Source organism: Streptococcus halitosis (assembly GCF_027691175.1).
Lineage (GTDB): Bacteria > Bacillota > Bacilli > Lactobacillales > Streptococcaceae > Streptococcus > Streptococcus halitosis_A.
In genome coordinates this window covers 993,600-1,019,332 of record NZ_JAQFBD010000001.1, presented here as the reverse complement: position 1 = coordinate 1,019,332, position 25,733 = coordinate 993,600, and the positions used below count along the sequence as shown (strand labels likewise).

The following is a 25,733-nucleotide window of genomic DNA, read 5'->3' as shown; positions in this document are numbered from 1 at the left end:
CTGATGTGTTTTTATATCTATTAAAACTATTCTCTATTGTGCTGAATTTCCCGTTAAATTCTTCAGCACCACATAAGAAATTTAAATTGAAATTAGGAATTAGGAAAAGAAATGTATAGTTACCCTGTAGTCATCCATTTTCACCGAAAAAATGAGGATTATGCCGCTTGTTCATTCAGTAGAAAACAGGCGGATATTAAAGAAAATTTGTATTATGAAAATGACTATTTTGGAGCAAAATTCTCCTTTACAGTTACAAGTGCAGAAAGGCTCGATACTCTGACCTTTTCTGTCGAAATAGATGGAAAGACAAAGGACTATCTCCTACGGTTTAACCATTATCCACTGTTGACTGAGGTTTGGATTTTGGATGGTGATGAGACAGTTTATTATTCTGAAAATTCAGCCATTGCAAGTTCTTACTATAAAGATCAAAACCCGTTTGCTTTTGATAAAGCCTTTCACAGTGAAAGTTTTGATCATCATTGGGGATACCAAGGAGAGTTAGGTTACAGTATCTCAGACTACCAGACAAGCTTTAAACTCTGGGCTCCAACAGCTACAGCAGTCCAAGTGGTCGTTTATGAAAATACAAGTAACGACGCGCCGGTTTGGAAAACCTTTAATCTTGAACGTGGGAATAGCTATTCATATAGTCATAAGTACAATACTATTGGTGTTTGGAGTGTAGACCTGGATGAAAATCTTGCAGGTAAAGCCTATCAGTATCAGATTGAGTTTCCGCACCACCAGACTTTGACACGAGACCCATACACTATTGCTACAAGTCCTGACGGGAAACGTTCCGTCATCCTCTCTCAGCAAGATAGACAGGTAGAAGGGTTTGAAGTCAAACATGGGATAGACGCTCCTTGGCGTTTGGAAAACCCATGTAAAGCCGTTATCTGTGAGATGCACATTCGTGATTTTACAAAATCACCGACATCTGGAGTTTCAGAAAATCTTCGAGGAACTTTCCTTGGGGCTGCTCAGACTGGAACGGTTAACCAGTATGGGCAAGCAACAGCCTTTGACTATATCAAAGAACTCGGCTGTAATTATGTTCAGCTTCAACCAATCTTTGATCGCCATAAGGAATATGATGAGGAGGGAAATGTAACCTATAACTGGGGTTATGACCCTCAAAACTACAACGCACCAGAAACAAGTTTCTCTAGTAATCCAGATGATCCTGGACAGGTTATTCGAGATCTCAAAGCCATGATTCAGGCTTATCATGATGCAGGAATCGGTGTCATTATGGATGTCGTTTACAACCATACCTTCTCAACGGTTGATGCTCCTTTTCAAACAACTGTTCCTGATTATTACTATCGTATGAATCCAGATGGAACCTTCCAAAACGGTACAGGTGTAGGAAATGAAACCGCGAGCGAACACGAAATGTACCGCAAGTATATGATTGACTCACTTCTTTATTGGGTGAAAGAATACAATATTGACGGTTTTCGTTTCGACTTGATGGGAATTCACGATGTTAAAACCATGCAGGCAATTCGTTGGGCACTTGATGAAGTCGACCCGCGTATTCTCACTTATGGAGAAGGTTGGGATATGGGGACAGGTCTTGCACCTTATGACAAGGCCAAGAAGGACAATGCCTATCAGATGCCAAATATTGGATTTTTCAACGATGATCAGCGAGATGCCATCAAAGGAGGAGAAGTTTATGGCTCAATCAAGGCAGGATTTGTTAGTGGTGCTGCTACAGAACCGATTGTAGCCAAAGCTATTCTTGGTAGCCGAGAGTTGGGCTCATATCTTAGCCCAAACCAAGTCCTTAACTATGTGGAAGCCCATGATAATTACAACTTGCATGATTTGTTGGTGACCCTTCATCCAGATCACAGTTTAGATAAGATTATGCGCCAAGTTGAGACAGCAACAGCGATGAGCATTCTTATGCAAGGGATGTCCTTTATAGAGCTAGGGCAAGAATTTGGCCGCACCAAACTCTTTGCTACTGGAGAAAATGGCGAGCTGACTGCGGCAGATAGAGAACGGGCTATGAACAGCTACAATGCTCCAGATAGTGTCAACCAAGTCAACTGGGATTTAATCAATGAGAGACAAGAGAGCATTGACTTTATCCGTCAGATTATTCGCCTGAAAACACAGACCAGTGCCTTCTCCTATCCTACATACGAAGAAGTTTACCGTCATGTTTTTGTCCATACAGCTGCTGAAAATAGTGGGTGGATTGTTTACGAAATTCACGGTGGACCAGAGCACTTATTGGTAGTCTTTAATGCGAAGGGAACTTCCTTCTACTTTGAGAATGCAGGAAATCTTGAAATGCTTGTATCTAATAGTCGTTCTAAAGAATCAAATGTGATTGATGATACCAGTGTCGTGGTCTTAAAGGTACTCTCGTAAATTAATGTTCTGAAAAGGTTTAGATTAACTAGACCTTTTTTGATTTTTATTGAAAAACCAATATCTAATAGGAATAAAATTCAAATAATTTGAAGAATCAAGTTTGTGAAAAAAATATCAATATTTTCACAAAAAGGGTTGTAATTTTCTGAAAATTTGATAAAATAAGTTTTAATCATTTTCAGGAGGAAGAGAATTTGACAAATTATCAGAATTTAGTGAATGGAAAATGGAAATTATCAGAGAACGAGATTACGATCTATTCTCCTATCAATCAAGAAAAACTAGGCACAGTACCAGCTATGAGTCAGGCTGAAGTAGATGAGGCTATGAAAGCTGCGCGTGCAGCTCTCCCTGCGTGGCGTGATTTAGCACCCGTTGAGCGTGCAGCCTATTTGCATAAGACAGCAGACATTTTGGAACGTGATAAAGAAAAAATTGGTACAATTCTTGCCAAAGAGGTTGCAAAAGGGATTAAAGCAGCCATTGGAGAAGTAGTACGTACAGCAGGTTTGATCCGTTTTGCTGCTGAGGAAGGTCTCCGTATTACTGGACAAGCAATGGAAGGTGGCGGTTTTGAAGCTGCAAGTAAAAACAAACTAGCCGTTGTCCGTCGTGAGCCAGTTGGTGTTGTCTTAGCTATCGCGCCATTTAACTACCCAGTCAATCTTTCTGGATCCAAGATTGCTCCGGCTCTGATTGCAGGAAATGTCGTTATGTTTAAGCCACCAACGCAAGGATCTATTTCTGGTCTCTTGCTAGCTAAAGCATTTGACGAAGCCGGAATTCCAGCAGGTGTCTTTAACACCATCACTGGACGTGGTTCTGAGATCGGAGACTACATCATCGAACACAAGGAAGTGAACTTCATTAACTTTACAGGTTCAACACCGATTGGGGAGCGTATCGGTCGTTTAGCTGGTATGCGCCCAGTTATGCTGGAGCTTGGCGGGAAAGATGCAGCAATCGTTTTAGAAGATGCAGATTTGGAAAATGCAGCCAATCAAATCGTAGGTGGTGCATTTAGCTACTCTGGTCAGCGTTGTACCGCTATTAAACGTGTCTTAGTTGTAGAAAGCGTAGCAGACAAGTTAGCCGAATTGCTCCAAGCTAAAGTCGCTAAGCTAACAGTCGGTGATCCATTTGACAATGCTGATATCACACCTGTTATTGATAACGCTTCAGCTGATTTCATCTGGGACTTGATTGAAGATGCACAAGAAAAAGGTGCTCAGGCTCTTACACCAATCAAGCGTGAAGGCAATCTTCTCTGGCCAGTGCTTTTTGACCAAGTTACAAAAGATATGAAAGTAGCATGGGAAGAGCCGTTTGGCCCTGTTCTACCAATTATTCGTGTCGCAGATGCGAATGAAGCAGTAGCAATTGCCAATGAATCTGAGTTTGGTCTTCAATCCTCTGTCTTTACAAATGACTTTAAGAAGGCATTTGAAATCGCTGAGAAACTTGAAGTGGGAACCGTTCATATTAATAATAAAACACAACGCGGACCAGATAATTTCCCATTCCTTGGTGTAAAAGGTTCTGGAGCAGGAGTGCAAGGAATTAAATATAGTATCGAAGCGATGACAAATGTTAAATCCATTGTATTTGATGTGAAATAATCTATAAAATCAGGAAATCGATTTCCTGATTTTATTTTTTTCAAAAAAATACAGTTTAAAATTGTTAAAAAACGAATATTCTGGTATTATAATAAAAAAATATATGGAAATTGTTTCGTATTCTATTTTCGGGATATCTTTTTTAAAATGCTCGGTAATTTTTTGAAGACTTTCATAAAAAAATATGATTTTCTTCGTAAATTACTTGAAAGTTATCTTAAAAGAGTGTATAATAGAATTATAGAAAACGCTTACAAAAGAGAGGGGATCGAATGAATAATCAAGAAGCATTAAGAACCTTTACTACAGGTGAAAACTTTCACCTCCAGCATTATTTAGGAGCACATAGAGAGGAGAAAAACGGAGAAATTGGCTATACTTTTAGGGTTTGGGCCCCAAATGCACAAGCAGTTCATCTAGTTGGAGATTTTACTGATTGGATTGAGAATCAGATTCCCATGGTTCGTAATGAAGCAGGTGTTTGGGAAGTCTTTACTAGTCAGCCTCAGGAAGGTCAGATTTATAAATATCATATCACGCGTGCAAATGGTCACCAGATTATGAAGATTGATCCGTTGGCAATTTATTTTGAAGCTAGACCGGGTACAGGAGCAGTTCTGACCAATATCCGTGAAAAGAAATGGAAAGATGGTCTTTGGCTAGCACGTCGCAAACGTTTGGGATTTTTCGAGAGACCAGTTAATATATACGAGGCCCATGCAGGATCTTGGAAGAGAAATCCAGACGGTAGTCCCTATACTTTTTCGCAACTGAAAGACGAGTTGATTCCATACTTAGTTGAGATGAACTATACACATATTGAGTTCATGCCTTTAATGGCTCACCCACTTGGCTTGAGCTGGGGCTATCAGCTTATGGGTTACTTTGCTTTTGAACATTCCTATGGCAGACCTGAGGAATTCCAAGATTTCGTTGAAGAGTGTCATATAAATAATATCGGTGTTATCGTAGACTGGGTGCCAGGCCATTTCACTATTAATGATGATGCCTTGGCGTATTATGACGGAACACCAACTTTTGAATACCAAGATTACAACAAGGCTCATAACTATGGTTGGGGGGCTCTGAATTTTGACCTCGGGAAAAATGAGGTCCAGTCTTTCTTGATTTCAAGTATTAAATTTTGGATTGATTTTTACCACTTAGATGGTATTCGGGTCGATGCAGTGAGCAATATGCTTTACCTAGATTATGATAATGCTCCTTGGACTCCAAACAAAGACGGTGGAAACCTTAACTATGAAGGTTATTATTTCCTTCAACGTTTAAACACAGTGATTAAGTTAGCTCATCCAGATATCATGATGATTGCAGAAGAAAGTTCATCAGCAACAAAGATTACTGGCATGAAAGAAATGGGTGGTCTTGGCTTTGACTATAAATGGAATATGGGCTGGATGAACGATATTCTCCGTTTCTACGAGGAAGATCCAATTTATCGCAAGTATGATTTTAATCTTGTGACCTTCAGCTTCATGTATGTTTTCAATGAAAACTATCTCCTACCTTTCTCACATGATGAAGTGGTTCATGGCAAGAAGAGTATGATGCATAAGATGTGGGGAGATCGCTATAACCAATTTGCCGGTTTGCGCAATCTTTACACCTATCAAATTTGCCACCCAGGTAAGAAATTGCTCTTTATGGGCAGTGAGTACGGGCAATTCTTAGAGTGGAAGTCTGAGGAGCAGTTGGAATGGTCTAATCTAGAAGATCCAATGAATGCGAAGATGAAGCATTTCACTTCTCAACTGAATCAATTCTATAAAGACCATCGTTGTCTTTGGGAAATTGATACTAGTTATGATGGTATTGAGATTATCGATGCTGATAATAGGGATCAGAGTGTTCTTTCCTTTATTCGTAAGGGCAAGAAGGACGAAATGTTAGTCTGTGTCTTTAATATGGCACCAGTTGAACGTAAGGACTTTACGATTGGTTTACCTGTTGCAGGTATTTACGAAGAAGTTTGGAATACAGAATTAGAAGAATGGGGAGGTGTGTGGAAAGAGCACAATCAAACAGTTCAGACTCAAGAAGGCTTATGGAAAGATTACGAGCATACTTTGACCTTTACCTTGCCTGCTATGGGAGCAAGCATCTGGAAGATCAAACGTCGTTTGAAACCAGCCAAGAAAAAAGAATAGCAGGCTGTTGATTACAATTTTTTAGATTTTAAAAACGGATGTACTTGTATTGGACTTGAAACACAAGAGAAATGGATTTCCTATTATTTTTATAAAAGTTTGACTTCCGACCTTCTTTCGATTTTAACGTTCACATGTCTTTATAAAGGAGTAGAAAATGAAGAATGAAATGCTAGCTTTAATCCTTGCGGGTGGGCAAGGAACACGTCTCGGAAAACTCACTCAAAGCATTGCCAAACCGGCGGTGCAATTCGGTGGGCGCTACCGTATCATTGACTTTGCTCTTTCCAACTGTGCAAACTCTGGGATTCATAATGTTGGTGTTATTACGCAGTACCAACCTCTTGCTTTGAACAACCATATTGGAAATGGTTCTAGCTGGGGACTAGATGGTATTAACACAGGTGTTTCTATCCTTCAACCCTACTCTGCAAGCGAGGGAAACCGTTGGTTTGAAGGAACTAGCCACGCTATTTACCAAAACATTGACTACATTGATAGTATTAATCCTGAGTATGTTTTGATCCTTTCTGGTGACCATATCTACAAGATGGACTACGATGATATGCTCCAATCACATAAGGATAACAATGCCAGTCTGACTGTAGCTGTTCTAGACGTACCTCTAAAGGAAGCTAGCCGTTTTGGTATCATGAATACAGATGCCAATAACCGTATCGTTGAATTTGAAGAAAAACCTGCTCAACCTAAGTCTACAAAGGCTTCAATGGGGATTTATATTTTTGATTGGAAACGTCTCCGCAATATGCTTGTTGCTGCTGAAAAGAACAAGGTAGATATGTCAGACTTTGGTAAAAACGTTATTCCAAATTACCTTGAGTCTGGAGAAAGCGTCTATGCTTATGAATTCAAAGGCTACTGGAAAGACGTTGGTACGATCGAGTCTCTATGGGAAGCAAATATGGAATACATTGATCCAAACAACGCTTTGGATAGTCGTGATCGTCAGTGGAAAATCTACTCACGGAACTTGATTTCACCACCAAACTTTATTGGAAAACACGCTCATGTAGAAGATTCTTTAGTTGTGGATGGCTGTCTCGTGGATGGAACTGTTAAGCATTCCATTCTCTCAACAGAAGCGCAAGTACGTGAGGGTGCTGAAGTAGTAGACTCTGTAATCATGAGTGGTGCCATTATCGGAAAAGGTGCAAAAATTAAACGTGCCATTATTGGTGAGGGTGCTGTTATTTCTGAAGGTGTCGAAATTGATGGAACAGACGAAGTACAAGTAGTAGGATACAATGAAGTAGTGGGGGTAGCATCAGATGAAGATTGATAAATATTCAGCCATTTTAGGAAACACAGTTGGTTTTCATGATATGTCAACGTTAACAGAACACCGTCCGGTGGCTAGCTTGCCATTTGGAGCAAAATATCGTTTAATTGATTTCCCTCTTTCTAGCCTTGCAAATGCTGGTGTTCGTAGTGTCTTTGGAATTTTCCAACAAGACAATATCAGTTCAGTCTTTGACCACATTCGTTCAGGACGTGAGTGGGGCTTATCTACCCTTCTCAGCCACTACTATCTAGGTATTTATAATACGAGTGTTGAAAGTAGCACAGTTGGGAAAGAATATTACCAACAGCTTCTCACTTATTTGAAACGTTCAGGATCAAATCAGACGGTTGCACTTAACTGTGATATCGTGGTGAATATTGACCTCAATCAAGTATTCCATTTACATACTACTGCCGGTCGTCCGATTACAGTTGTTTATAAGAAATTACCTAAAAAGGATATTTCAGATGTTAATGCCATCTTGGAAGTGGATGAAACAGACCATGTTCTTTCTCATAAACTTTTTGATGCCAAATCAACAGATGAACTTTTCAACATGTCTACAGATATATTCGTCGTTGATACTCCGTGGTTGATTGAACGACTTGAAGAAGAAGTTCAAAAAGAATATCCAGAAAAATTACGCTATGTACTCCGCGATTTAGCTGTAAAAGAAGGTGCTTTTGCTTACGAATACACGGGCTATCTAGCCAATATTCACTCCGTTCAATCCTATTATCAAGCCAATATTGATATGTTGGAGTCTCAAAAATTCTACTCTCTCTTCTCACCTAACCAAAAGATTTATACCAAGGTTAAGAATGAAGAACCAACCTACTATGCGAATACTTCAAAAGTAAGTACTTCTCAGTTTGCTTCAGGTAGTATCATTGAGGGTGAAGTAGTTCAGTCAGTCCTATCTCGTAACATTTATGTTCACAAAGATAGTGTGGTGAAAGACAGCATTTTATTCCCTCGTGTTGTGATTGGTCAGGGTGCCCAAGTTGAATATGCCATCCTAGACAAAGGAGTTGAAGTTGCGGACGGTGTTGTCATTCGAGGAACGGCAGAACATCCAGTTGTAGTGAAGAAGGGTGAAACAGTAACAGAGGACATTTATTCATGAAAATTTTATTTGTAGCGGCAGAAGGAGCACCCTTTTCAAAAACAGGTGGTTTGGGCGATGTCATTGGTGCCCTTCCCAAATCACTTGTAAAAGCAGGACACGAAGTTGCGGTTTTCTTGCCTTATTATGATATGGTAGAGGCTAAGTTCGGCGAGCAGATTGAGGAGGTTCTCCACTTTGAAGTTAGTGTAGGATGGCGTAGACAGTACTGTGGTATTAAGAAAACGGTCTTGAATGGGGTTACCTTCTACTTCATTGATAATCAGTATTATTTCTTCCGTGGTCATGTGTACGGTGATTTTGACGACGGTGAACGCTTTGCCTTTTTCCAACTGGCTGCTCTTGAAGCCATGGAACGCATTGGCTTTATCCCTGATCTTATTCATGTTCATGATTACCACACAGCCATGATTCCCTTCTTGTTAAAAGAAAAGTACCATTGGATTCAGGCATATCAAGGAATCAGAACAGTTTTAACCATTCACAATTTGGAATTTCAAGGTCAATTTTCTGAAGGAATGTTGTGGGATTTGTTCGGTGTTGGATTTGAACGCTATGCTGATGGGACCCTTCGCTGGAATGATTGTCTCAACTGGATGAAAGCAGGTATTCTCTACGCGGATCGTGTCACAACCGTTTCTCCCAGCTATGCGCACGAGATTATGACCAGTCAGTTTGGTTGCGGTTTGGATCAGATTCTTCGCATGGAGTCAGGTAAGGTTTCAGGTATTGTCAATGGTATTGACGCAGATCTTTATAATCCTCAAACAGATCCACTTTTAGATTATCATTTTGATAAGGAAGATTTGTCTGGAAAAGCACAAAACAAAGCAAAATTGCAAGAGAGAGTTGGTCTACCTGTGCGAGCAGATGTTCCTCTAGTTGGGATTGTCTCTCGTTTGACGCGCCAAAAAGGTTTTGATGTTGTTGTAGAAAGCTTGCATCGTTTCTTACAAGAGGACGTTCAAATAGTCCTTTTAGGAACAGGTGACCCAGCTTTTGAACATTCCTTCTCTTGGTTTGCTCAAGTCTATCCTGACAAGCTATCAGCAAATATCACTTTTGACGTCAAGCTTGCTCAAGAAATCTACGCAGCTTGTGATCTCTTCCTCATGCCAAGTCGTTTTGAACCATGTGGTTTGTCTCAAATGATGGCGATGCGTTACGGGACACTACCATTGGTTCATGAAGTGGGTGGCTTGCGTGATACGGTTCAATCCTTCAATCCAATCGAAGGAACTGGTACTGGATTTAGCTTTGACAATTTAACACCATACTGGCTTAACTGGAGTTTCCAAACAGCCTTGGATGTTTATAAGAATCAGCCGGACGTTTGGAGAAATCTACAAAAACAAGCTATGGAATGCGATTTCTCATGGGATACAGCCTGCAAATCTTACCTGGACTTGTACCATAGTTTAGTCAACTAATAGATAAAATCGTATGATTCTTTCATACGATTTTTGGGCTGTTTAGAAAGGAAAGTTTATGTCTCAAGTAATGGGGCTCTGTGTCATGGACGTTGACGGAACCCTGATAGCAGAGGAAGTGATTGATCTTTTAGGAAGAGAAGCAGGTTGCGAAGAAGAAATTTCGCAGATTACAAGACAGGCAATGCGAGGTGAACTGGACTTTGAAACAAGTTTACGAGCGAGGGTAGCTTTGTTAAAAGGCCTTCCGGTTTCGGTCTTTGATACTGTCTTCAAATCCATTCATCTGTCCAAGAATGCTCAAGAATTTATCTACATCCTTCAAAAGAAGGGTATTCTAGTCGGTCTAGTGTCTGGTGGATTTGCACCAATAGTTGAGAGATTAGCAAAATCCCTTGGTATTTCCTATTTCTCCGCCAACCAGTTAGAAGTCAAAGACGGATTTTTAACAGGAAAATTAGTTGGTAAAATTGTGACAAGTCAAGTAAAAAATGCTACTCTTGAGAAATGGAGAAAGGAATTAGGACTTTCCAAAGAAAGAACGATTGCCATCGGTGATGGTGCTAACGACCTCTTGATGCTAAAGTCAGCAGGACGTGGTATTGCATTTTGTGCCAAAGAATTCGTAAAATCTGAGATAGCTTGTCATGTAGATAAAAGGGATTTTTTGGAAGCTCTACCTTTGATTGATTTCTTAGAATGAGAGGGAACTATGAAAATTGTAATTGCACCCGATTCTTTTAAAGAAAGTTTGACGGCAGAAGAGGTCGCTCAAGCTATAAAAAGAGGCTTCGAACAGTCAATAGCGGATGTAGAATGTCTGCTCTGCCCTGTTGGTGATGGTGGGGAAGGAACTGTAGATACTATTCAACATTCTCTTGAACTCGAAGAAAAATGGCAAGAGGTGACTGGACCTTTTGGCCTAAATGAAGCAATGCGCTACTTTCAAAAAGGTCAAGTAGCGCTCTTTGAAGTTGCTGACTTGGTTGGTTTTGGGAAGATTTCGCGGGAGAAACGAAATCCTCTTCACATCCAAACCCGAGGTATCGGAGAGTTGATTCGCCATCTCGTTGATCAAGGGATGAAAGAAATCTATATCGGGGTTGGTGGTACGGCTAGTAATGACGGTGGGATAGGCATTGCTGCTGGTTTAGGTTATCGTTTTTATGATAAGAATGGAAAAGAATTGCCAGCTTGCGGTCAGACTTTGCTTGAGTTTGAATCAGTTTCCAAAGATGACCTATATAGGATTCCTGAAGATGTAAAAATTCGCATTTTAGCAGATGTCGTGAGCCCTTTATGTGGTCATCAAGGAGCGACCTATACATTTGGAAAACAAAAGGGCTTGGATCCTGCTTTGTTTGAGACGGTAGATCTGGCTATACAGGAGTTCTATGAAAAATTCTCACCTTCCACCCTATCTCTTAAAGGAGCAGGAGCTGGTGGTGGGATTGCTGCTGGGTTATGTGCCTTTGCTGAGGCCTGTATCGTATCTGGGATTGACACTTGCTTAGATTTGATTGACTTTGACAAGAAGGTTGCAGGGGCCGACTTGGTTATCGTTGGAGAAGGTAGACTGGACAGTCAAAGCCTTGCTGGAAAAGCTCCTATTGGTGTAGCAAAAAGAACTCCTGAAGGAGTTCCTGTTATTGCTATTTGTGGAAGTCTTGCTAATGATTTGCCACCCCTACCATTCGAAAATATACAAGCAGCCTTTTCTATTTTAGAGAAAAGTGAACCTTTGGAAGATAGTTTGAAAAATGCAAGTTTCTATTTGGAACACACAGCTACTAATATCGGTCATTTATTAAATATGAGGAAGGATTAACCTAACCATTTTTTCCAGATGGATTTTTTAGGAGTTTCTGTCTTTTTCTCCTCCCAGAGATTTGAGAATGCAAGTCTAAGGTCCTTTTCATCTACTTGAACAGGTTCGTTCGTATGAATGACAAGGCCAAAAGGAGAAGTGATATGATCGTCTGAAACAATAGTCGCCTGGCAATTACTTTCCTTTGCTTGTCTTAAGTAAAAGACCTGTTTGTCAAACTCGATATTTGGTGAGATCTTCACAAAAAGTATCTCTACCTTTTCTTGGAAACTTTCTAAAATAGAGAAAAATCCATGTTCTAATTCAGGACTATTGGCAGTATTAATATCCGCATAGCCAAGAACCCTTTCCTCGAAAGTGCCGAGATAGCGGCGTTGTTCGTCAGGATTTAATTTCGACCCACCATGAGCTTTTTCTAGTAGTTGTTTTGATAAATCTGTCATAAAAATAGTATATCACAAAAATCGCGAGAAAACAGACGAAAAGAAAGCGATTACTTTATAAAGTTAAGGAAAATTTGCACAAAGATAACGTTTTTTCTTGAAAAACGCTTATTTTTAAGGTATCATAGAGGTGTAAAAAATTTAACTCAAAGGAGAGTAAAAAATGTCAATTATTACTGATGTTTACGCTCGCGAAGTCCTAGACTCACGCGGTAACCCAACACTTGAAGTAGAAGTTTATACTGAATCAGGTGCTTTCGGACGTGGTATGGTTCCATCAGGAGCTTCTACTGGTGAACACGAAGCAGTTGAACTTCGCGACGGTGACAAATCTCGTTACGGTGGTCTTGGTACACAAAAAGCTGTTGACAACGTAAACAACATCATCGCTGAAGCTATCATCGGCTACGATGTACGTGACCAACAAGCTATCGACCGTGCTATGATCGCACTTGACGGTACTCCTAACAAAGGTAAATTGGGTGCAAACGCAATTCTTGGTGTGTCTATCGCTGTAGCTCGTGCTGCTGCTGACTACCTTGAAATCCCACTTTACAGCTACCTTGGTGGATTCAACACTAAAGTTCTTCCAACTCCAATGATGAACATCATCAACGGTGGTTCTCACTCTGACGCTCCAATCGCTTTCCAAGAATTCATGATCGTACCTGCTGGTGCACCTACATTCAAAGAAGCTCTTCGTTGGGGTGCTGAAATCTTCCACGCTCTTAAGAAAATCCTTAAATCACGTGGTTTGGAAACAGCCGTAGGTGACGAAGGTGGATTCGCTCCTCGTTTCGAAGGAACTGAAGACGGTGTCGAAACTATCCTTGCTGCAATCGAAGCTGCTGGATATGTTCCTGGTAAAGATGTCTTTATCGGATTTGACTGTGCATCATCAGAATTCTATGATGAAGAACGTAAAGTTTACGACTACACTAAATTCGAAGGTGAAGGCGCTGCTGTACGTACTGCTGCAGAACAAATCGACTACCTTGAAGAATTGGTAAACAAATACCCAATCATCACTATCGAAGATGGTATGGATGAAAACGACTGGGACGGTTGGAAAGCTCTTACTGAACGTCTTGGTGGTAAAGTTCAATTGGTTGGTGACGACTTCTTCGTAACAAACACTTCTTACCTTGAAAAAGGTATTGCAGAAGGTGCTGCTAACTCAATCCTTATCAAAGTTAACCAAATCGGTACTCTTACAGAAACATTCGACGCTATCGAAATGGCGAAAGAAGCTGGTTACACTGCTGTTGTATCACACCGTTCAGGTGAAACTGAAGATTCAACAATCGCTGACATCGCAGTTGCAACAAACGCAGGACAAATCAAAACTGGTTCACTTTCACGTACAGACCGTATCGCTAAATACAACCAATTGCTTCGTATCGAAGACCAACTTGGTGAAGTAGCTGAATACCGTGGATTGAAATCATTCTACAATCTTAAAAAATAATCGTTGATTTAACAACGTTTTAAGCCCCTCGGATTTTATCCGAAGGGCTTTTTTCTGTTCAGGGGGCAAAAAGGGGGCAGTGTTTATGGTATAATAGACAAAAACACTTGAATTAGAAAGAAATTATGTCTAAAGAGATTGATATTGAGTATTACCATCAACTAGCCTTGCAAAAGCAGAAAGAGCACCGCAAAGTGTTAGCTAACCTAAAGAAAAAGCCACCAAAAAATCTAGACAAGATTGCGCAGCAGATTCACCAAGAAGTCTTTGCTGAGATTGATTGCACCGCCTGTGCTAACTGTTGCAAGACTTTGGGGCCCGACTTTAAAGAAGCAGATATCACCCGTATCGCTAAGTACTTTAAGATGAAATTACCAGCCTTTGAAGCAGAGTTTTTACAGGTAGATGAAGACGGGGACAAGGTTTTCAAATCCATGCCTTGCCCCTTTCTAGGAGGAGATAATCTCTGTTCCATCTATGACGTTCGTCCCAAGGCTTGCCGTGAATTTCCCCATACAGACCGGAAAAAGATCCATCAAATCAACCATTTGACGATTAAGAATACCTTGACCTGCCCAGCAGCCTATCTCTTTGTTGAGAAATTAAAAGATAAGTTATAGATTTTACACCTTTAAATCTTGTACAAAGATTCTAGGGTGGAAGTATCTTGTATTTGTTAGAATATAGATAGAATTGAACATGGCCTAAAGCTGTGTGAAAAAGATGAAATTTTCTCGGAGCAGGAGCCCCTCCGTCAATTTTCCAATTTTCACTTTGTTTTTAACGGCCTTAGTATCTTTTATGAGGTGAAAAAGAATATGATGCATCAATTCAATCAAACCATGGATTATTTGGAGCAGCAGCTGACTGGCGAAGTGGATATGAAAAGATTTCAGCAGCTATCGGGCTATTCTTACCCGCTCTTTAGCAGGCTATTTTCTATCCTGGCAGATATGACATTAGCAGAATACTTGCGCAATCGCAGGTTATCAGAAGCTGTGACAGACTTGCGAGAAGGCTCTGAGAAAGTCATTGACATAGCACTGAAATATGGCTATGACTCTGCGGATGCTTTTAGCTCAGCCTTCAAGAAATTCCATGGGGCAACTCCCTCAGAAGTTCGAAATGGAAAACCTTATCGGGTCTTTCCTAGACTTCAATTATCCTTAAAAATCACAGGAGGAAAGACTATGGATATCAAGATTCAAAAGAAGCCTTCATTTACCGTGGCAGGTGTCCTATTGGAAGCTATTGACAATAGCCAATGCCCATCTGCTTGGGAACAACTCTATGAGAAACACAGCTTTGAAAATCTAGAAAGTCTGGGTAGTGGCCAATCCTTTGGTCTCTGCTCTGATGTCAAAGAAGGCGAAATCATCAACTATATGGCTGCTTATGATGTGACGGATAAAGTCAAAGCAGAAGAGCTAGGTCTATCAATCAAAGATATCCCAGTGGCTGAATATGCTATCGTCCCAGTCAAAGGTTCAGTACCAGCTAGCATTCACAATGCTTGGAAATATGTCTTGGAGGTCTTTTTCCCTGAAACAGGATATCGCCACTCAGGAGCGCCAGATTTCGAAGTCTATACTGAAGGTGACATGTCGTCACCTGACTATCAAATGGAACTCTGGATTCCGGTGATTAAGAACTAGATCATTTTCTGATTTTTTATAAAGATGCAAATCGAACTCTGTAGAAGATAGCTTTTACAGAGTTTTTTATTGTGGAAATTCATGTCTATAAATCAAACATACCATAATTTTTGTTTAGATTTTATGGGGCATGAGAATAGTTTTCTCGGTATAATAGTCCCATAGAAGATAAGGAGGCAGGAATATGCAGATGTATTTTGGAGATGTGTCGCTTTGCTATAGCTATTCATTGGCAATGGCACTGGATAGCTATGGTTATGACTTTAAAGCAGAGTTTTTAGAGGCAATTATGGTGATGGGCAATGGCGCTAGTATTGTAAAGGAAGATGACCAGCACCCTCTAGTATTCTTTGATAACGGAATGCCAGATCTTTCCATCTCCCATTACTTAAAAATACTTGGATTTGACTATGAGGACTTCTATCTAAAGGATGGAGCGGAAGTAGATTTGGAAGAGATAAAAAGAAAGTTGGAAATCTTTCTGACTAATGGGCCTGTCGTACTGGGACCTCTTGATATGGGCCATCTGACTTACAATCCTAATCACACAATCCTTTATGGTGTGGATCACTTCGTAACCGTGTATGGCATTGATCATCAGCACCTCTATTTGCATGATCCAGCTGGTTTTGCCTGCATGAAGGTTGCTTTTAATGACATACTAGAAGCATGGAAGGCAGAGGCTATTGACTATAAGCGCGGAGCATACTCCATGTGGGGAAATTTTAAGAAGGTCAAGAGTCCTAGTCAGACTGAAATCTATCAGGAAACAGCAAGGATTATGAAGAACCGATATCTGAATGGCAAAAACGGTATTTTGGAATGCTATGCAAAAGTAGTTGCTGAAAACGGCTTAAATACAGAACAAAAACAATTGCATCAGTATTTCAGCTTCAAACTTGCAGCTGTTCGAAATCTCTATCTCAGTGAGTTCTTAAAAGACCATGATTCAGAAGGGTCAAGATTAAAAGAAGAATTGGCTACTCTATTTGGCCAAGCCCACCTTTCATGTTTAAAAGAAGATTACCAAGAACTATCCCGCTTGCTCTATCAAATAGCAGAAGTAGATGGTCTCTTTAAAGATCTATATGTAAATAAACAAGTCTAGGGACGCTCCTAACTTTAATAAAATGCAAGTAAAAGCAGTTTTTCGTAAAATGAAGAACTGCTTTTTGATTATGGTATAATGAAGTAAGAAAATAGCTTATTCTAGTTGAAAATGAAGGGAGAACTCCTATGCCTAGACCAAGAACGAAAGAGGAGCTGGTGCTAGCCTCTAAGGAAAACTATGAAAAGCTCAATCACTTTATATCTAAATTAAGTGAAGAGGAACTACAGACTCCTTTTGATTTTTCAAAAGACCAAAAGAAAAAAGAAGCTCACTGGAATAGAGATAAAAATCTACGGGATGTCCTGATCCATCTCTATGAATGGCATCAGCTGCTTTTGACCTGGGTACATTCCAATCAAAAGGGTTATGAAAGACCTTTTCTCCCCGAACCTTATAATTGGAAAATTTATGGGGAAATGAATGTCGCTATTTGGAAGAAGCACCAGAAAACGTCTTTAGAAGAAGCGACCAAACTCCTCAATCAATCGCATAGAGAGATTTTAGAGTTGATGGAAGGCTTCAGTAATGACGAATTGTTCACAAAAGGTATCTATAAATGGACGGGTGGGACAAGTCTAGGATCCTACTTTGTGAGTGCCACCTCCAGTCACTATGATTGGGCTCTGAAAAAACTCAAAGCTCATCAGAAAAATTGTAAGTCCTACTAGTTAAAGTGAGTATGAAGTTTAGAAAAAGGTCTTCTAAGCTTCGAATAGCTTCATTCTCGTGATTTTAGAGCCATTCTAGCTTTAGAATCCTTCAAAAATTAAAATTTAAGGCTATCATAGACTTAGAATTGTACTAAAGCATTTATATCAATGCAATTCTAAACTTAGAATTGCATTGATATTAAAGGAATTGTACTGTTCGACACATAGAATGCCTTTATTCTGTGAAATTTTGACTATAAACTGGTTCGAATGGCTTTTTTCTGATACAGGATGATAGATAGATGGGGGAAATGATGAACATACAAAAAGAGAAAGTTAGAAAAGAGTTGGTGTCCCTCTGTTTGGGAGAGTTCACAGCCGTCCTATCCATTTGGTTTTGTTTTTTCCTTTTGAAAAATCGGCTTGGTGATGTGAATAGTCTAGTAACCATTCTCTATCCTCTGTCTTTACTGACATTTATATTGCTTCAAGGTTCAATCTATTGGGCGATTTTGATTCGAAGACTGTCGAATCCCCAGTTCGGAAGTGGAAGTGTCCCCAAACTATATGGTGGTTTCAGAATACTAGACCTTGTTTTACTTATTTCAGGCTTTCCTTTTATTGTCTGGAATACACAGGGTGTCCAAGTGACTATCTTAGCCACATTGATACAGCTTTTTGCCCTTATCGAATGGGTTAATTATTTCCTTCTACGCCTATCTTATAGTTTGAACCCTCTTGTTTTATGGAAACGAATTACCAAGGGAAAACTTGAAAAAAGCAGAATAGCCAAGGAGTTGGGGTAGGGGGAATGAGGAGGTTACCCATTCGTTTTGTAATATGCTATAATAAATCTATCATTTTTTTAATAACTACTTTAAGTGAGATAAGTATGCAAATTAACTATAATAGAAGACAGAAATCAGATATTGTTATTTCTAAACCGTCAGCCAGCGAAGTAGGAAAATACTTGAAAACATAGAAAAATCTTAAAAATTATAAGTTGCAAGAAGATGCTTTAGATAAATTATTTTTTGAGCTGTTACCAAGTAACGAAGAAATTTCTGACATCTTATTAAAGGTTGCTACGTTGAATGATTTTTACAGCACAAATATTTTTTCAGTTTATCCAGTTGCAGAATATATACTGAGTCTTAAAATTGACGAGAGGTTGAGACAAGGTGATGTAACTTTAGTCAATGAAATTCAAAATGTTACGATCAATGGTGTAACTAGAAAGTTTTATTCTTTTTCTACTAAATACTGTTCCCATCACAATCCTAAAGAATACCCTATTTATGATAGTTATGTAGAAAAGGTATTGAAATGCTTTAGAAAAACAGATAAATTTTCTAAATTTAAGAATTCAGACCTAAAATTTTATCAAAAATTTAAAAATATAATTATTGCTTTTAGAGAATACTACGGATTAGAAGAATTTAATCTTAAAGAGATTGATCAGTATTTATGGCAGTTAGGAAAAGAATATTTCCCTAATAAATACAAGTAACTTATTTTCACTTAGAAAGGAAACTCAATGCCCTACAAATTTCTACTCTTCGACCTCGACCACACCTTGCTTGATTTTGATGCTGCTGAGGATGTGGCTTTGACGCAACTTCTAAAGGAAGAAGGAGTTGCGGATATTCAAGCCTATAAAGACTATTACATTCCTATGAACAAGGCTCTCTGGAAAGACTTGGAGCAAAAGAAAATCAGTAAACAAGAACTGGTTAACACGCGCTTTTCTCGTTTATTTGCTCATTTTGGACTGGAGAAAGAAGGTAGTTTTCTTGCCCAGCGTTACCAATTTTATCTCGCTCAACAGGGACAAACTTTTTCAGGTGCTCACGAACTCTTGGACAGTCTCATCGAACGAGATTATGACTTGTATGCTGCGACAAATGGGATTACTGCCATCCAGACAGGACGTCTGGCTCAATCTGGTCTGGCTCCCTATTTCAACCAAGTTTTTATCTCCGAACAGTTACAAACACAAAAACCTGATGCACTATTCTATGAAAAAATCGGTCAGCAGATTGCAGGATTTAGCAAAGAAAAGACGCTGATGATTGGAGATTCCTTAACGGCTGATATTCAAGGTGGCAATAATGCTGGTATCGATACTATCTGGTACAATCCCCATCATCTCGAAAATTACACACAAGCCCAGCCGACCTATGAAGTTCATTCTTACCAAGACTTGCTGGATTGTTTGGATAAACTGTAAAAAGTGGTTTAGATAGCCACTTTTTGCTATAATAGAAGCAGTAAAAACGAAGGAGTTGGCGATGCAACACTCATCTTGGCATGCTTTGATTAAGGAGCAATTACCTGAGGGTTATTTCGGGAAAATCAATCAGTTTATGGATCAGGTCTATGCTCAGGGAACTGTTTATCCACCTAAGGAAAAGGTTTTTCAGGCTCTCTTGACTACTCCTCTGGAAGAGGTTAAGGTGGTGATTCTAGGGCAAGACCCTTATCACGGGCCAGGTCAAGCTCAGGGCTTGAGTTTTTCTGTACCTGACTCTATCCCAGCTCCGCCATCCTTGCAAAATATCTTGAAAGAATTGTCAGATGATATCGGGGTTAAGAAATCCCATGATTTGACGGCTTGGGCTGAGCAAGGTGTCTTACTTCTCAATGCTTGTTTGACCGTTCCTGCTGGGCAGGCCAATGGTCATGCTGGACAGATATGGGAGCCCTTTACAGATGCTGTGATTCGGGTTGTCAATAATCTAGACAGACCTGTAGTCTTTGTACTCTGGGGCGCTTATGCACGCAAGAAGAAGGCCTTGGTTACCAATCCACACCACTTGATTATCGAATCAGCTCATCCCAGTCCTTTATCTGTTTTCAGAGGATTTTGGGGTTCCAAGCCTTTTTCTAAGGCTAATGCATTTTTAAAAGAGACAGGACAAGTGCCAATTGATTGGCTTAGATAAGGAGAGAATATGCCTCAGTTAGCGACGATTTGCTACATTGATAACGGAAAAGAACTGCTCATGCTGCATCGCAATAAGAAGCCGAATGATGTCCATGAAGGCAAATGGATTGGTGTGGGTGGTAAGCTAGAGCAAGGGGAGACACCTCAGGAATGCGCTGCGCGTGAAATCCTAGAAGAAACAGGTCTCAAAGCCAAGCCAGTTCTAAAAGGAGTCATCACTTTTCCAGAATTCACGCCAGATTTAGACTGGTACACCTATGTTTTTAAGGTGACGGAGTTTGAGGGTGACTTGATTGACTGCAATGAGGGGACGCTAGAATGGGTTCCCTATGATGAAGTTTTGAGCAAGCCAACTTGGGAGGGTGACCACACCTTTGTTGAGTGGCTTTTAGAAGATAAACCCTTCTTTTCAGCCAAGTTTGTTTATGATGGGGATAAATTGTTGGATACTCAAGTTGATTTCTATGAATAAAGGAGAAAGCAGATGTTATTAATCAAAAACGGTCGTGTAATGGATCCCAAGTCTGGTTTGGATCAAGTGTGTGATGTTTTGGTCCAAGATGGGAAAATTGTCAAAATTGCGTCTGAAATCAAGAAAGAAGGAGCAGAGGTGCTTGATGCTACAGGTCTTGTGGTTGCACCTGGACTAGTGGATATTCATGTCCATTTCCGTGAACCTGGTCAGACCCACAAGGAAGATATCCATACTGGTGCCCTAGCAGCTGCTGCAGGTGGTTTTACAACGGTTGTCATGATGGCTAATACCAATCCAACCATCTCAACCGTGGAGACTTTGCAAGAAGTTCTCCAGTCTGCTGCCAAGGAAAAGATTAACGTCAAAACGGTTGCAACTATTACCAAGAACTTTAATGGTAAAGACTTGACTGACTTTAAGGCGCTTTTAGAAGCTGGTGCGGTTGGTTTCTCTGATGATGGTATCCCGCTTGAAAGCAGCAAAGTTCTCAAAGAAGCCTTGGAAACTGCTAAAAAACTTGGTACCTTTGTTTGTCTACACGAGGAAGATCCCGACTTAAACGGTATTCTTGGGTTTAACGAAAACATCGCTAAAGACCACTTCAAGATCTGTGGAGCGACAGGGGTAGCAGAATACGCTATGATTGCGCGTGATGTCATGATTGCCTATGCAACTAAGGCCCATGTTCACATCCAACATTTGTCTAAGGAAGAAAGTGTCAAGGTAGTGGAATTCGCTCAAGGTTTGGGAGCGCAAGTCACAGCAGAAGTGGCACCACAACATTTTTCTAAGACAGAAACTCTTCTTTTAACTCAAGGTAGCAACGCCAAAATGAATCCTCCGCTTCGTTTGGAGTCAGACCGCCGTGCCGTTATCGAGGGCCTCAAGTCAGGCGTCATCACTGTGATTGCGACAGACCACGCGCCTCACCATGCAGATGAGAAAAATGTAGAAGATATCACCAAAGCGCCATCTGGTATGACTGGTTTAGAAACCTCTCTTTCTCTTGGATTGACTTATTTGGTGGAAGCTGGTGAGCTAAGCTTAATGGAATTGCTAGAAAAAATGACTGTTAATCCAGCCAAGCTTTACAACTTTGAAGCAGGCTACTTAGCTGAAAATGGTCCAGCGGACATCACTATCTTTGATGACAAGGCTGATCGGACTGTTGGTCCAAACTTCGCTTCAAAATCAGCTAATTCTCCATTTATCGGGGAAACTTTAAAAGGGCAGGTTAAATATACTATCTGTAAGGGACAAATCGTCTATCAAAACTAGATGGGATTCTGCTCTATAAATTATAAGAATAGAGAGCGTATATGTATTCAACCCATCAATTTAAAGATAAGTTTGTCTTATTTCTTAAGATATTTTTTCCTATCCTGATTTATCAGTTTGCCAATTATTCTGCCTCTTTTGTTGATACAACCATGACTGGGCAGTACAATACCATGGACTTGGCAGGAGTATCAACTGCAACGAGTCTATGGAATCCTTTCTTTACTTTTTTAACAGGGATTGTTTCGGCCGTGGTTCCCATCATAGGCCATCATCTGGGACGGGGCAAAAAGGAAGAAGTGGCATCTGACTTTTATCAATTCATCTACTTAGCTTTCGGACTGTCTTTGGTCTTGCTTGGCATGGTAGTATTCTTAGCGCCGCCTGTCTTAAACCATATCGGACTAGAAACTCAAGTGGCGGCAGTTGCAGTTTCTTATCTTTGGTACCTTTCTATCGGGATTATTCCCTTGTTGCTTTTTAGTGTCATTCGGTCATTGTTAGATTCTCTTGGTTTGACCAAACTATCGATGTATCTGATGCTCCTATTACTTCCGCTCAATAGTGGTTTTAACTATCTCTTGATATATGGAGTATTCGGTTTTCCTGAGCTTGGTGGTGCAGGAGCAGGGCTAGGAACTTCGCTAGCCTATTGGGTTTTATTGGGGATTTCTATTCTTGTTTTGTTCAAACAAGAAAGGTTAAAAGCGTTACATCTTGAAAAACGCATTCCACTAAATATAGATAAAATCAAGGAAGGTGTTCGATTAGGTCTACCAATCGGGGGAACCGTATTTGCTGAAGTAGCCATTTTCTCCGTGGTTGGACTAATCATGGCTAAGTTTTCATCGCTCATCATCGCCAGTCACCAGTCAGCTATGAATTTTTCCAGCCTCATGTATGCTTTTCCTATGAGTATTTCCTCTGCTATGGCGATTGTTGTGTCTTACGAGGTGGGGGCCAAACGTTTTGAGGATGCAAAAATCTATGCTCGTCTGGGGAGAATAACTGCCCTTATTTTTGCAGGTCTTACCCTATCTTTTCTCTACATTTTTAGAGATCGTGTAGCAAGTCTATATGGGAATGACTCTCAGTTCATTGAAACAACTGCTGTATTTCTAACCTACAGTCTCTTTTTCCAGCTAGCTGATACCTTTGCGGCTCCGCTCCAAGGAATTTTAAGAGGGTATAAGGACACTATCGTTCCTTTCTATCTTGGCTTAATCGGATATTGGGGAGTAGCGATACCACTAGGATATCTACTAGATCAGGTAACTGACTTAGGGGCATTTGCCTACTGGATTGGGTTAATTGCCAGCTTGATTGTTTCTGGTTGTTTGTATCAATGGCGTTTGAAAACCGTAATGAAAAGATTGAGCTAATTTTAAGAAATTATCCTGAAAAACAACTTTGTGAAAAAATGCTCTAACTAGAGAGAATCCCTGTTTTAACAGGGATTTATTTTTTTATATTGTGAAATTTTAATAGCCATATACTTTGACAGTGTATACTAAAAAAGGTAAAATAGTAGGGTAAGTACAAAGTTAGAAAGGCAAGATTATGTCAACTTTAGATAAGAATCTTTTGCTAGAGATGTTCCGTAAGATGGAAGAAATCCGTCGCATGGACTTAAAAATCGCTCAGTTAGTGAAAAAGGGGAAAGTTCCCGGTATGACTCACTTTTCTGTCGGAGAGGAAGCTGCTAACGTCGGAGCGATGCTGGCTCTTAATCCAGATGATCTGATTACCTCAAATCACCGTGGACACGGGCAAGCTATTGCTAAGGGGATTGACCTCAATGGAATGATGGCTGAAATCCTCGGGAAATACACTGGAACCTGTAAAGGAAAAGGTGGTTCTATGCATATCGCTGACCTGGATGCGGGTAACCTTGGTGCCAATGGTATTGTAGGTGGTGGTATGGGAATCGCTGTTGGTGCGGCTCTCAGTCAGCAAATGCAACATACTGGTAAAATCGTTGTCTGCTTTTTTGGAGATGGTGCGACCAACGAAGGTGTTTTCCACGAAGCAGTGAACATGGCTTCTATTTGGAAACTTCCTGTTATTTTCTACTGCATTAACAACGGTTATGGGATTTCTGCGGATATCAAGAAAATGACCAATGTAGAGCACATTCATCAACGTAGTGCTGCATATGGAATTCCTGGAATGTTTATCGAAGATGGAAACAATGTCATCGACGTCTATGAAGGATTTAAGAAAGCTGTAGACCATGTTCGCGGTGGCAATGGACCAGTTTTGATCGAAAGTGTAACTTATCGCTGGCTTGGTCACTCATCATCTGACCCCGGTAAATATCGTACCCGTGAAGAGGTGGAATTGTGGAAACAAAAAGACCCAATCGAAAACCTTCGTAACTACCTCGTTGAAAATACTATTGCGAGTGCAGAAGAATTGGAAGAAATCCAAGCACAAGTCAAGGAAGCAGTAGAAGCTTCTGTTAAATTTGCGGAAGAAAGCCCATTCCCACCACTAGAATCAGCATTTGAAGATATTTACGCAGACTAAGGAGAAAGAGATAAAATGGAAACAAAAACAATGTCCTTCCGTGACACCATTATCCTTGCTATGTCTGAGGAAATGCGTCGCGATGAAAATGTGTTCTTGATGGGAGAAGACGTCGGTGTCTTCGGAGGAGACTTCGGTACTTCTGTTGGAATGCTCGAAGAATTTGGTCCAGAACGTGTCCGTGACTGTCCTATTTCTGAAGCTGCTATCTCGGGAGCAGCAGCAGGAGCAGCTATGACAGGACTTCGCCCAATCGTTGATATGACCTTTATGGATTTCTCGGTTATAGCCATGGACAATATCGTTAACCAAGCTGCTAAAACACGTTATATGTTTGGTGGTAAAGGTCAAGTTCCAATGACTGTCCGTTGTGCAGCTGGTAACGGAGTTGGTTCTGCAGCCCAGCACTCGCAATCCCTAGAGTCTTGGTTTACACACATCCCTGGTCTCAAGGTTGTAGCTCCAGGTACACCTGCGGATATGAAAGGACTGCTCAAGTCTTCTATCCGTGATAACAACCCTGTTATCATCCTTGAATACAAGTCAGAATTTAACCAAAAAGGGGAAGTGCCAGTTGATCCAGACTACACAATCCCACTTGGGGTTGGGGAAATCAAACGCGAAGGAACGGATGTAACAGTCGTTACTTACGGTAAAATGCTACGTCGTGTGGTTCAAGCTGCTGAAGAATTAGCAGAAGAGGGAATTTCAGTTGAAATTGTGGACCCACGTACCCTCGTTCCGCTTGATAAGGATATCATCATTAACTCAGTGAAGAAGACTGGTAAGGTGGTACTTGTCAACGATGCTCACAAAACAAGTGGCTATATCGGAGAGATTTCAGCTATTATTTCAGAATCAGAAGCATTTGATTATCTAGACGCACCAATCCGCCGTTGCGCCGGAGAAGATGTGCCAATGCCTTACGCGCAAAACCTTGAAAATGCAATGATTCCAACAGTTGAAAGCATCAAAGATGCAATCCGTAAGACTTATAACAAAGAATAATATTGCATAAATTAAATTACGTAAATTTTTAGAGATTTTAACTTTAGTAACTTGAGGTATGTTTTGTATCCAAGTTGTATATAAAGTTGCGACAGTTTTTTGACGAATCGATCATATTCGACAAAAAACTTAGTAAGTCTACTAGGTTGACCGCCTAATAGCGGCAACCGTAGTAACTTGAGACGCGTTTCGTGTCCAAGTTACTTGTAGAGTTGAACACGGGCTAAAAGCTCGGAAAAAAGATAAATCTCCTTGGCTTCATCGAAGCCAGCGTTGATTTCCTATTTTTCGGTCG

At 40.3% G+C, this 25,733-nt stretch carries 22 protein-coding genes and 1 pseudogene; 22 read left to right on the top strand and 1 reads right to left on the bottom strand.

What is annotated here, in order from left to right; all coding sequences use genetic code 11:
* Positions 1 to 111: 111 nt before the first annotated feature.
* The 8 genes from pulA (at position 112) to PG086_RS04940 (ending at position 11,874) form a co-directional block, all read left to right on the top strand.
* A complete protein-coding gene (gene pulA, locus PG086_RS04975) occupies positions 112 to 2,397 on the top strand; it encodes a type I pullulanase (RefSeq protein WP_270747980.1) in 2,286 nt (761 codons plus the stop codon).
* Between the two features lie 197 nt (positions 2,398 to 2,594).
* A complete protein-coding gene (locus PG086_RS04970) occupies positions 2,595 to 4,019 on the top strand; it encodes an NADP-dependent glyceraldehyde-3-phosphate dehydrogenase (RefSeq protein ID WP_033585284.1) in 1,425 nt (474 codons plus the stop codon).
* Positions 4,020 to 4,291: 272 nt separating this feature from the next.
* On the top strand, positions 4,292 to 6,187 hold the full coding sequence (gene glgB, locus PG086_RS04965; RefSeq protein ID WP_270747978.1) for a 1,4-alpha-glucan branching protein GlgB: 1,896 nt from the start codon (positions 4,292 to 4,294) through the stop codon (positions 6,185 to 6,187).
* A 157-nt stretch (positions 6,188 to 6,344) separates the two neighbouring features.
* Positions 6,345 to 7,487 (top strand): glucose-1-phosphate adenylyltransferase, encoded by a 1,143-nt coding sequence (locus PG086_RS04960; RefSeq protein WP_000787257.1) that lies wholly within the window; start codon positions 6,345 to 6,347, stop codon positions 7,485 to 7,487.
* Positions 7,477 to 8,616: a glucose-1-phosphate adenylyltransferase subunit GlgD gene (gene glgD, locus PG086_RS04955; protein WP_000687044.1), complete on the top strand. Its 1,140-nt coding sequence runs from the start codon at positions 7,477 to 7,479 to the stop codon at positions 8,614 to 8,616. The genes PG086_RS04960 and glgD overlap by 11 nt, the downstream gene beginning before the upstream one ends.
* Positions 8,613 to 10,046 carry a glycogen synthase GlgA gene (gene glgA, locus PG086_RS04950; protein ID WP_084939716.1) on the top strand — a complete coding sequence of 478 codons (1,434 nt, stop codon included), beginning with the start codon at positions 8,613 to 8,615 and terminating at the stop codon, positions 10,044 to 10,046. Before glgD ends, glgA begins: the two co-directional genes overlap by 4 nt.
* Before the next feature lie 58 nt (positions 10,047 to 10,104).
* Positions 10,105 to 10,749 carry a phosphoserine phosphatase SerB gene (gene serB, locus PG086_RS04945; protein WP_120164213.1) on the top strand — a complete coding sequence of 215 codons (645 nt, stop codon included), beginning with the start codon at positions 10,105 to 10,107 and terminating at the stop codon, positions 10,747 to 10,749.
* Between the two features lie 9 nt (positions 10,750 to 10,758).
* Complete coding sequence (locus PG086_RS04940; protein WP_120164214.1) at positions 10,759 to 11,874, top strand: glycerate kinase; 1,116 nt, start codon at positions 10,759 to 10,761, stop codon at positions 11,872 to 11,874.
* Here the strand turns inward: PG086_RS04940 and PG086_RS04935 are convergent.
* A complete protein-coding gene (locus PG086_RS04935; protein ID WP_033585277.1) occupies positions 11,871 to 12,317 on the bottom strand; it encodes a DUF1694 domain-containing protein in 447 nt (148 codons plus the stop codon). The two genes, PG086_RS04940 and PG086_RS04935, sit on opposite strands and share 4 nt — an antisense overlap.
* 163 nt (positions 12,318 to 12,480) lie before the next feature.
* Here PG086_RS04935 and eno point away from each other — a divergent pair, with 163 nt between their 5' ends.
* The 14 genes and pseudogenes from eno (at position 12,481) to PG086_RS04865 (ending at position 25,438) form a co-directional block, all read left to right on the top strand.
* Positions 12,481 to 13,785 (top strand): surface-displayed alpha-enolase, encoded by a 1,305-nt coding sequence (gene eno, locus PG086_RS04930; protein WP_000022823.1) that lies wholly within the window; start codon positions 12,481 to 12,483, stop codon positions 13,783 to 13,785.
* 125 nt (positions 13,786 to 13,910) lie between these two features.
* Positions 13,911 to 14,405 carry a YkgJ family cysteine cluster protein gene (locus PG086_RS04925; RefSeq protein WP_000031476.1) on the top strand — a complete coding sequence of 165 codons (495 nt, stop codon included), beginning with the start codon at positions 13,911 to 13,913 and terminating at the stop codon, positions 14,403 to 14,405.
* A 198-nt stretch (positions 14,406 to 14,603) separates the two neighbouring features.
* Positions 14,604 to 15,440: an AraC family transcriptional regulator gene (locus PG086_RS04920; RefSeq protein ID WP_045617166.1), complete on the top strand. Its 837-nt coding sequence runs from the start codon at positions 14,604 to 14,606 to the stop codon at positions 15,438 to 15,440.
* A 184-nt stretch (positions 15,441 to 15,624) separates the two neighbouring features.
* A complete protein-coding gene (locus PG086_RS04915) occupies positions 15,625 to 16,548 on the top strand; it encodes a peptidase (RefSeq protein WP_270747974.1) in 924 nt (307 codons plus the stop codon).
* A gap of 128 nt (positions 16,549 to 16,676) precedes the next feature.
* Positions 16,677 to 17,219, top strand: a complete 543-nt coding sequence (locus PG086_RS04910) for a ClbS/DfsB family four-helix bundle protein (protein ID WP_270747973.1) — start codon at positions 16,677 to 16,679, stop codon at positions 17,217 to 17,219.
* A gap of 284 nt (positions 17,220 to 17,503) precedes the next feature.
* The gene (locus PG086_RS04905) at positions 17,504 to 18,007 is read left to right on the top strand and encodes a hypothetical protein (RefSeq protein ID WP_270747972.1); all 504 of its coding nucleotides are present in this window, start codon (positions 17,504 to 17,506) and stop codon (positions 18,005 to 18,007) included.
* Between the two features lie 86 nt (positions 18,008 to 18,093).
* Positions 18,094 to 18,711: pseudogene (locus PG086_RS04900) on the top strand (hypothetical protein).
* Positions 18,712 to 18,738: 27 nt separating this feature from the next.
* Positions 18,739 to 19,431: a YjjG family noncanonical pyrimidine nucleotidase gene (locus tag PG086_RS04895; RefSeq protein WP_270747970.1), complete on the top strand. Its 693-nt coding sequence runs from the start codon at positions 18,739 to 18,741 to the stop codon at positions 19,429 to 19,431.
* A gap of 61 nt (positions 19,432 to 19,492) precedes the next feature.
* Positions 19,493 to 20,146: a uracil-DNA glycosylase gene (locus PG086_RS04890; protein ID WP_084883186.1), complete on the top strand. Its 654-nt coding sequence runs from the start codon at positions 19,493 to 19,495 to the stop codon at positions 20,144 to 20,146.
* Positions 20,147 to 20,155: 9 nt separating this feature from the next.
* Complete coding sequence (locus PG086_RS04885) at positions 20,156 to 20,620, top strand: NUDIX hydrolase (RefSeq protein ID WP_023948177.1); 465 nt, start codon at positions 20,156 to 20,158, stop codon at positions 20,618 to 20,620.
* Positions 20,621 to 20,632: 12 nt separating this feature from the next.
* Positions 20,633 to 21,901, top strand: coding sequence for a dihydroorotase (locus PG086_RS04880; RefSeq protein ID WP_247916762.1), 1,269 nt, complete (start codon positions 20,633 to 20,635; stop codon positions 21,899 to 21,901).
* A gap of 41 nt (positions 21,902 to 21,942) precedes the next feature.
* Complete coding sequence (locus PG086_RS04875) at positions 21,943 to 23,283, top strand: MATE family efflux transporter (RefSeq protein WP_270747969.1); 1,341 nt, start codon at positions 21,943 to 21,945, stop codon at positions 23,281 to 23,283.
* A 178-nt stretch (positions 23,284 to 23,461) separates the two neighbouring features.
* Positions 23,462 to 24,430, top strand: a complete 969-nt coding sequence (locus PG086_RS04870; protein ID WP_000105350.1) for a thiamine pyrophosphate-dependent dehydrogenase E1 component subunit alpha — start codon at positions 23,462 to 23,464, stop codon at positions 24,428 to 24,430.
* Positions 24,431 to 24,445: 15 nt separating this feature from the next.
* Complete coding sequence (locus tag PG086_RS04865) at positions 24,446 to 25,438, top strand: alpha-ketoacid dehydrogenase subunit beta (RefSeq protein WP_000448714.1); 993 nt, start codon at positions 24,446 to 24,448, stop codon at positions 25,436 to 25,438.
* The last annotated feature ends 295 nt before the right edge of the window (positions 25,439 to 25,733 follow it).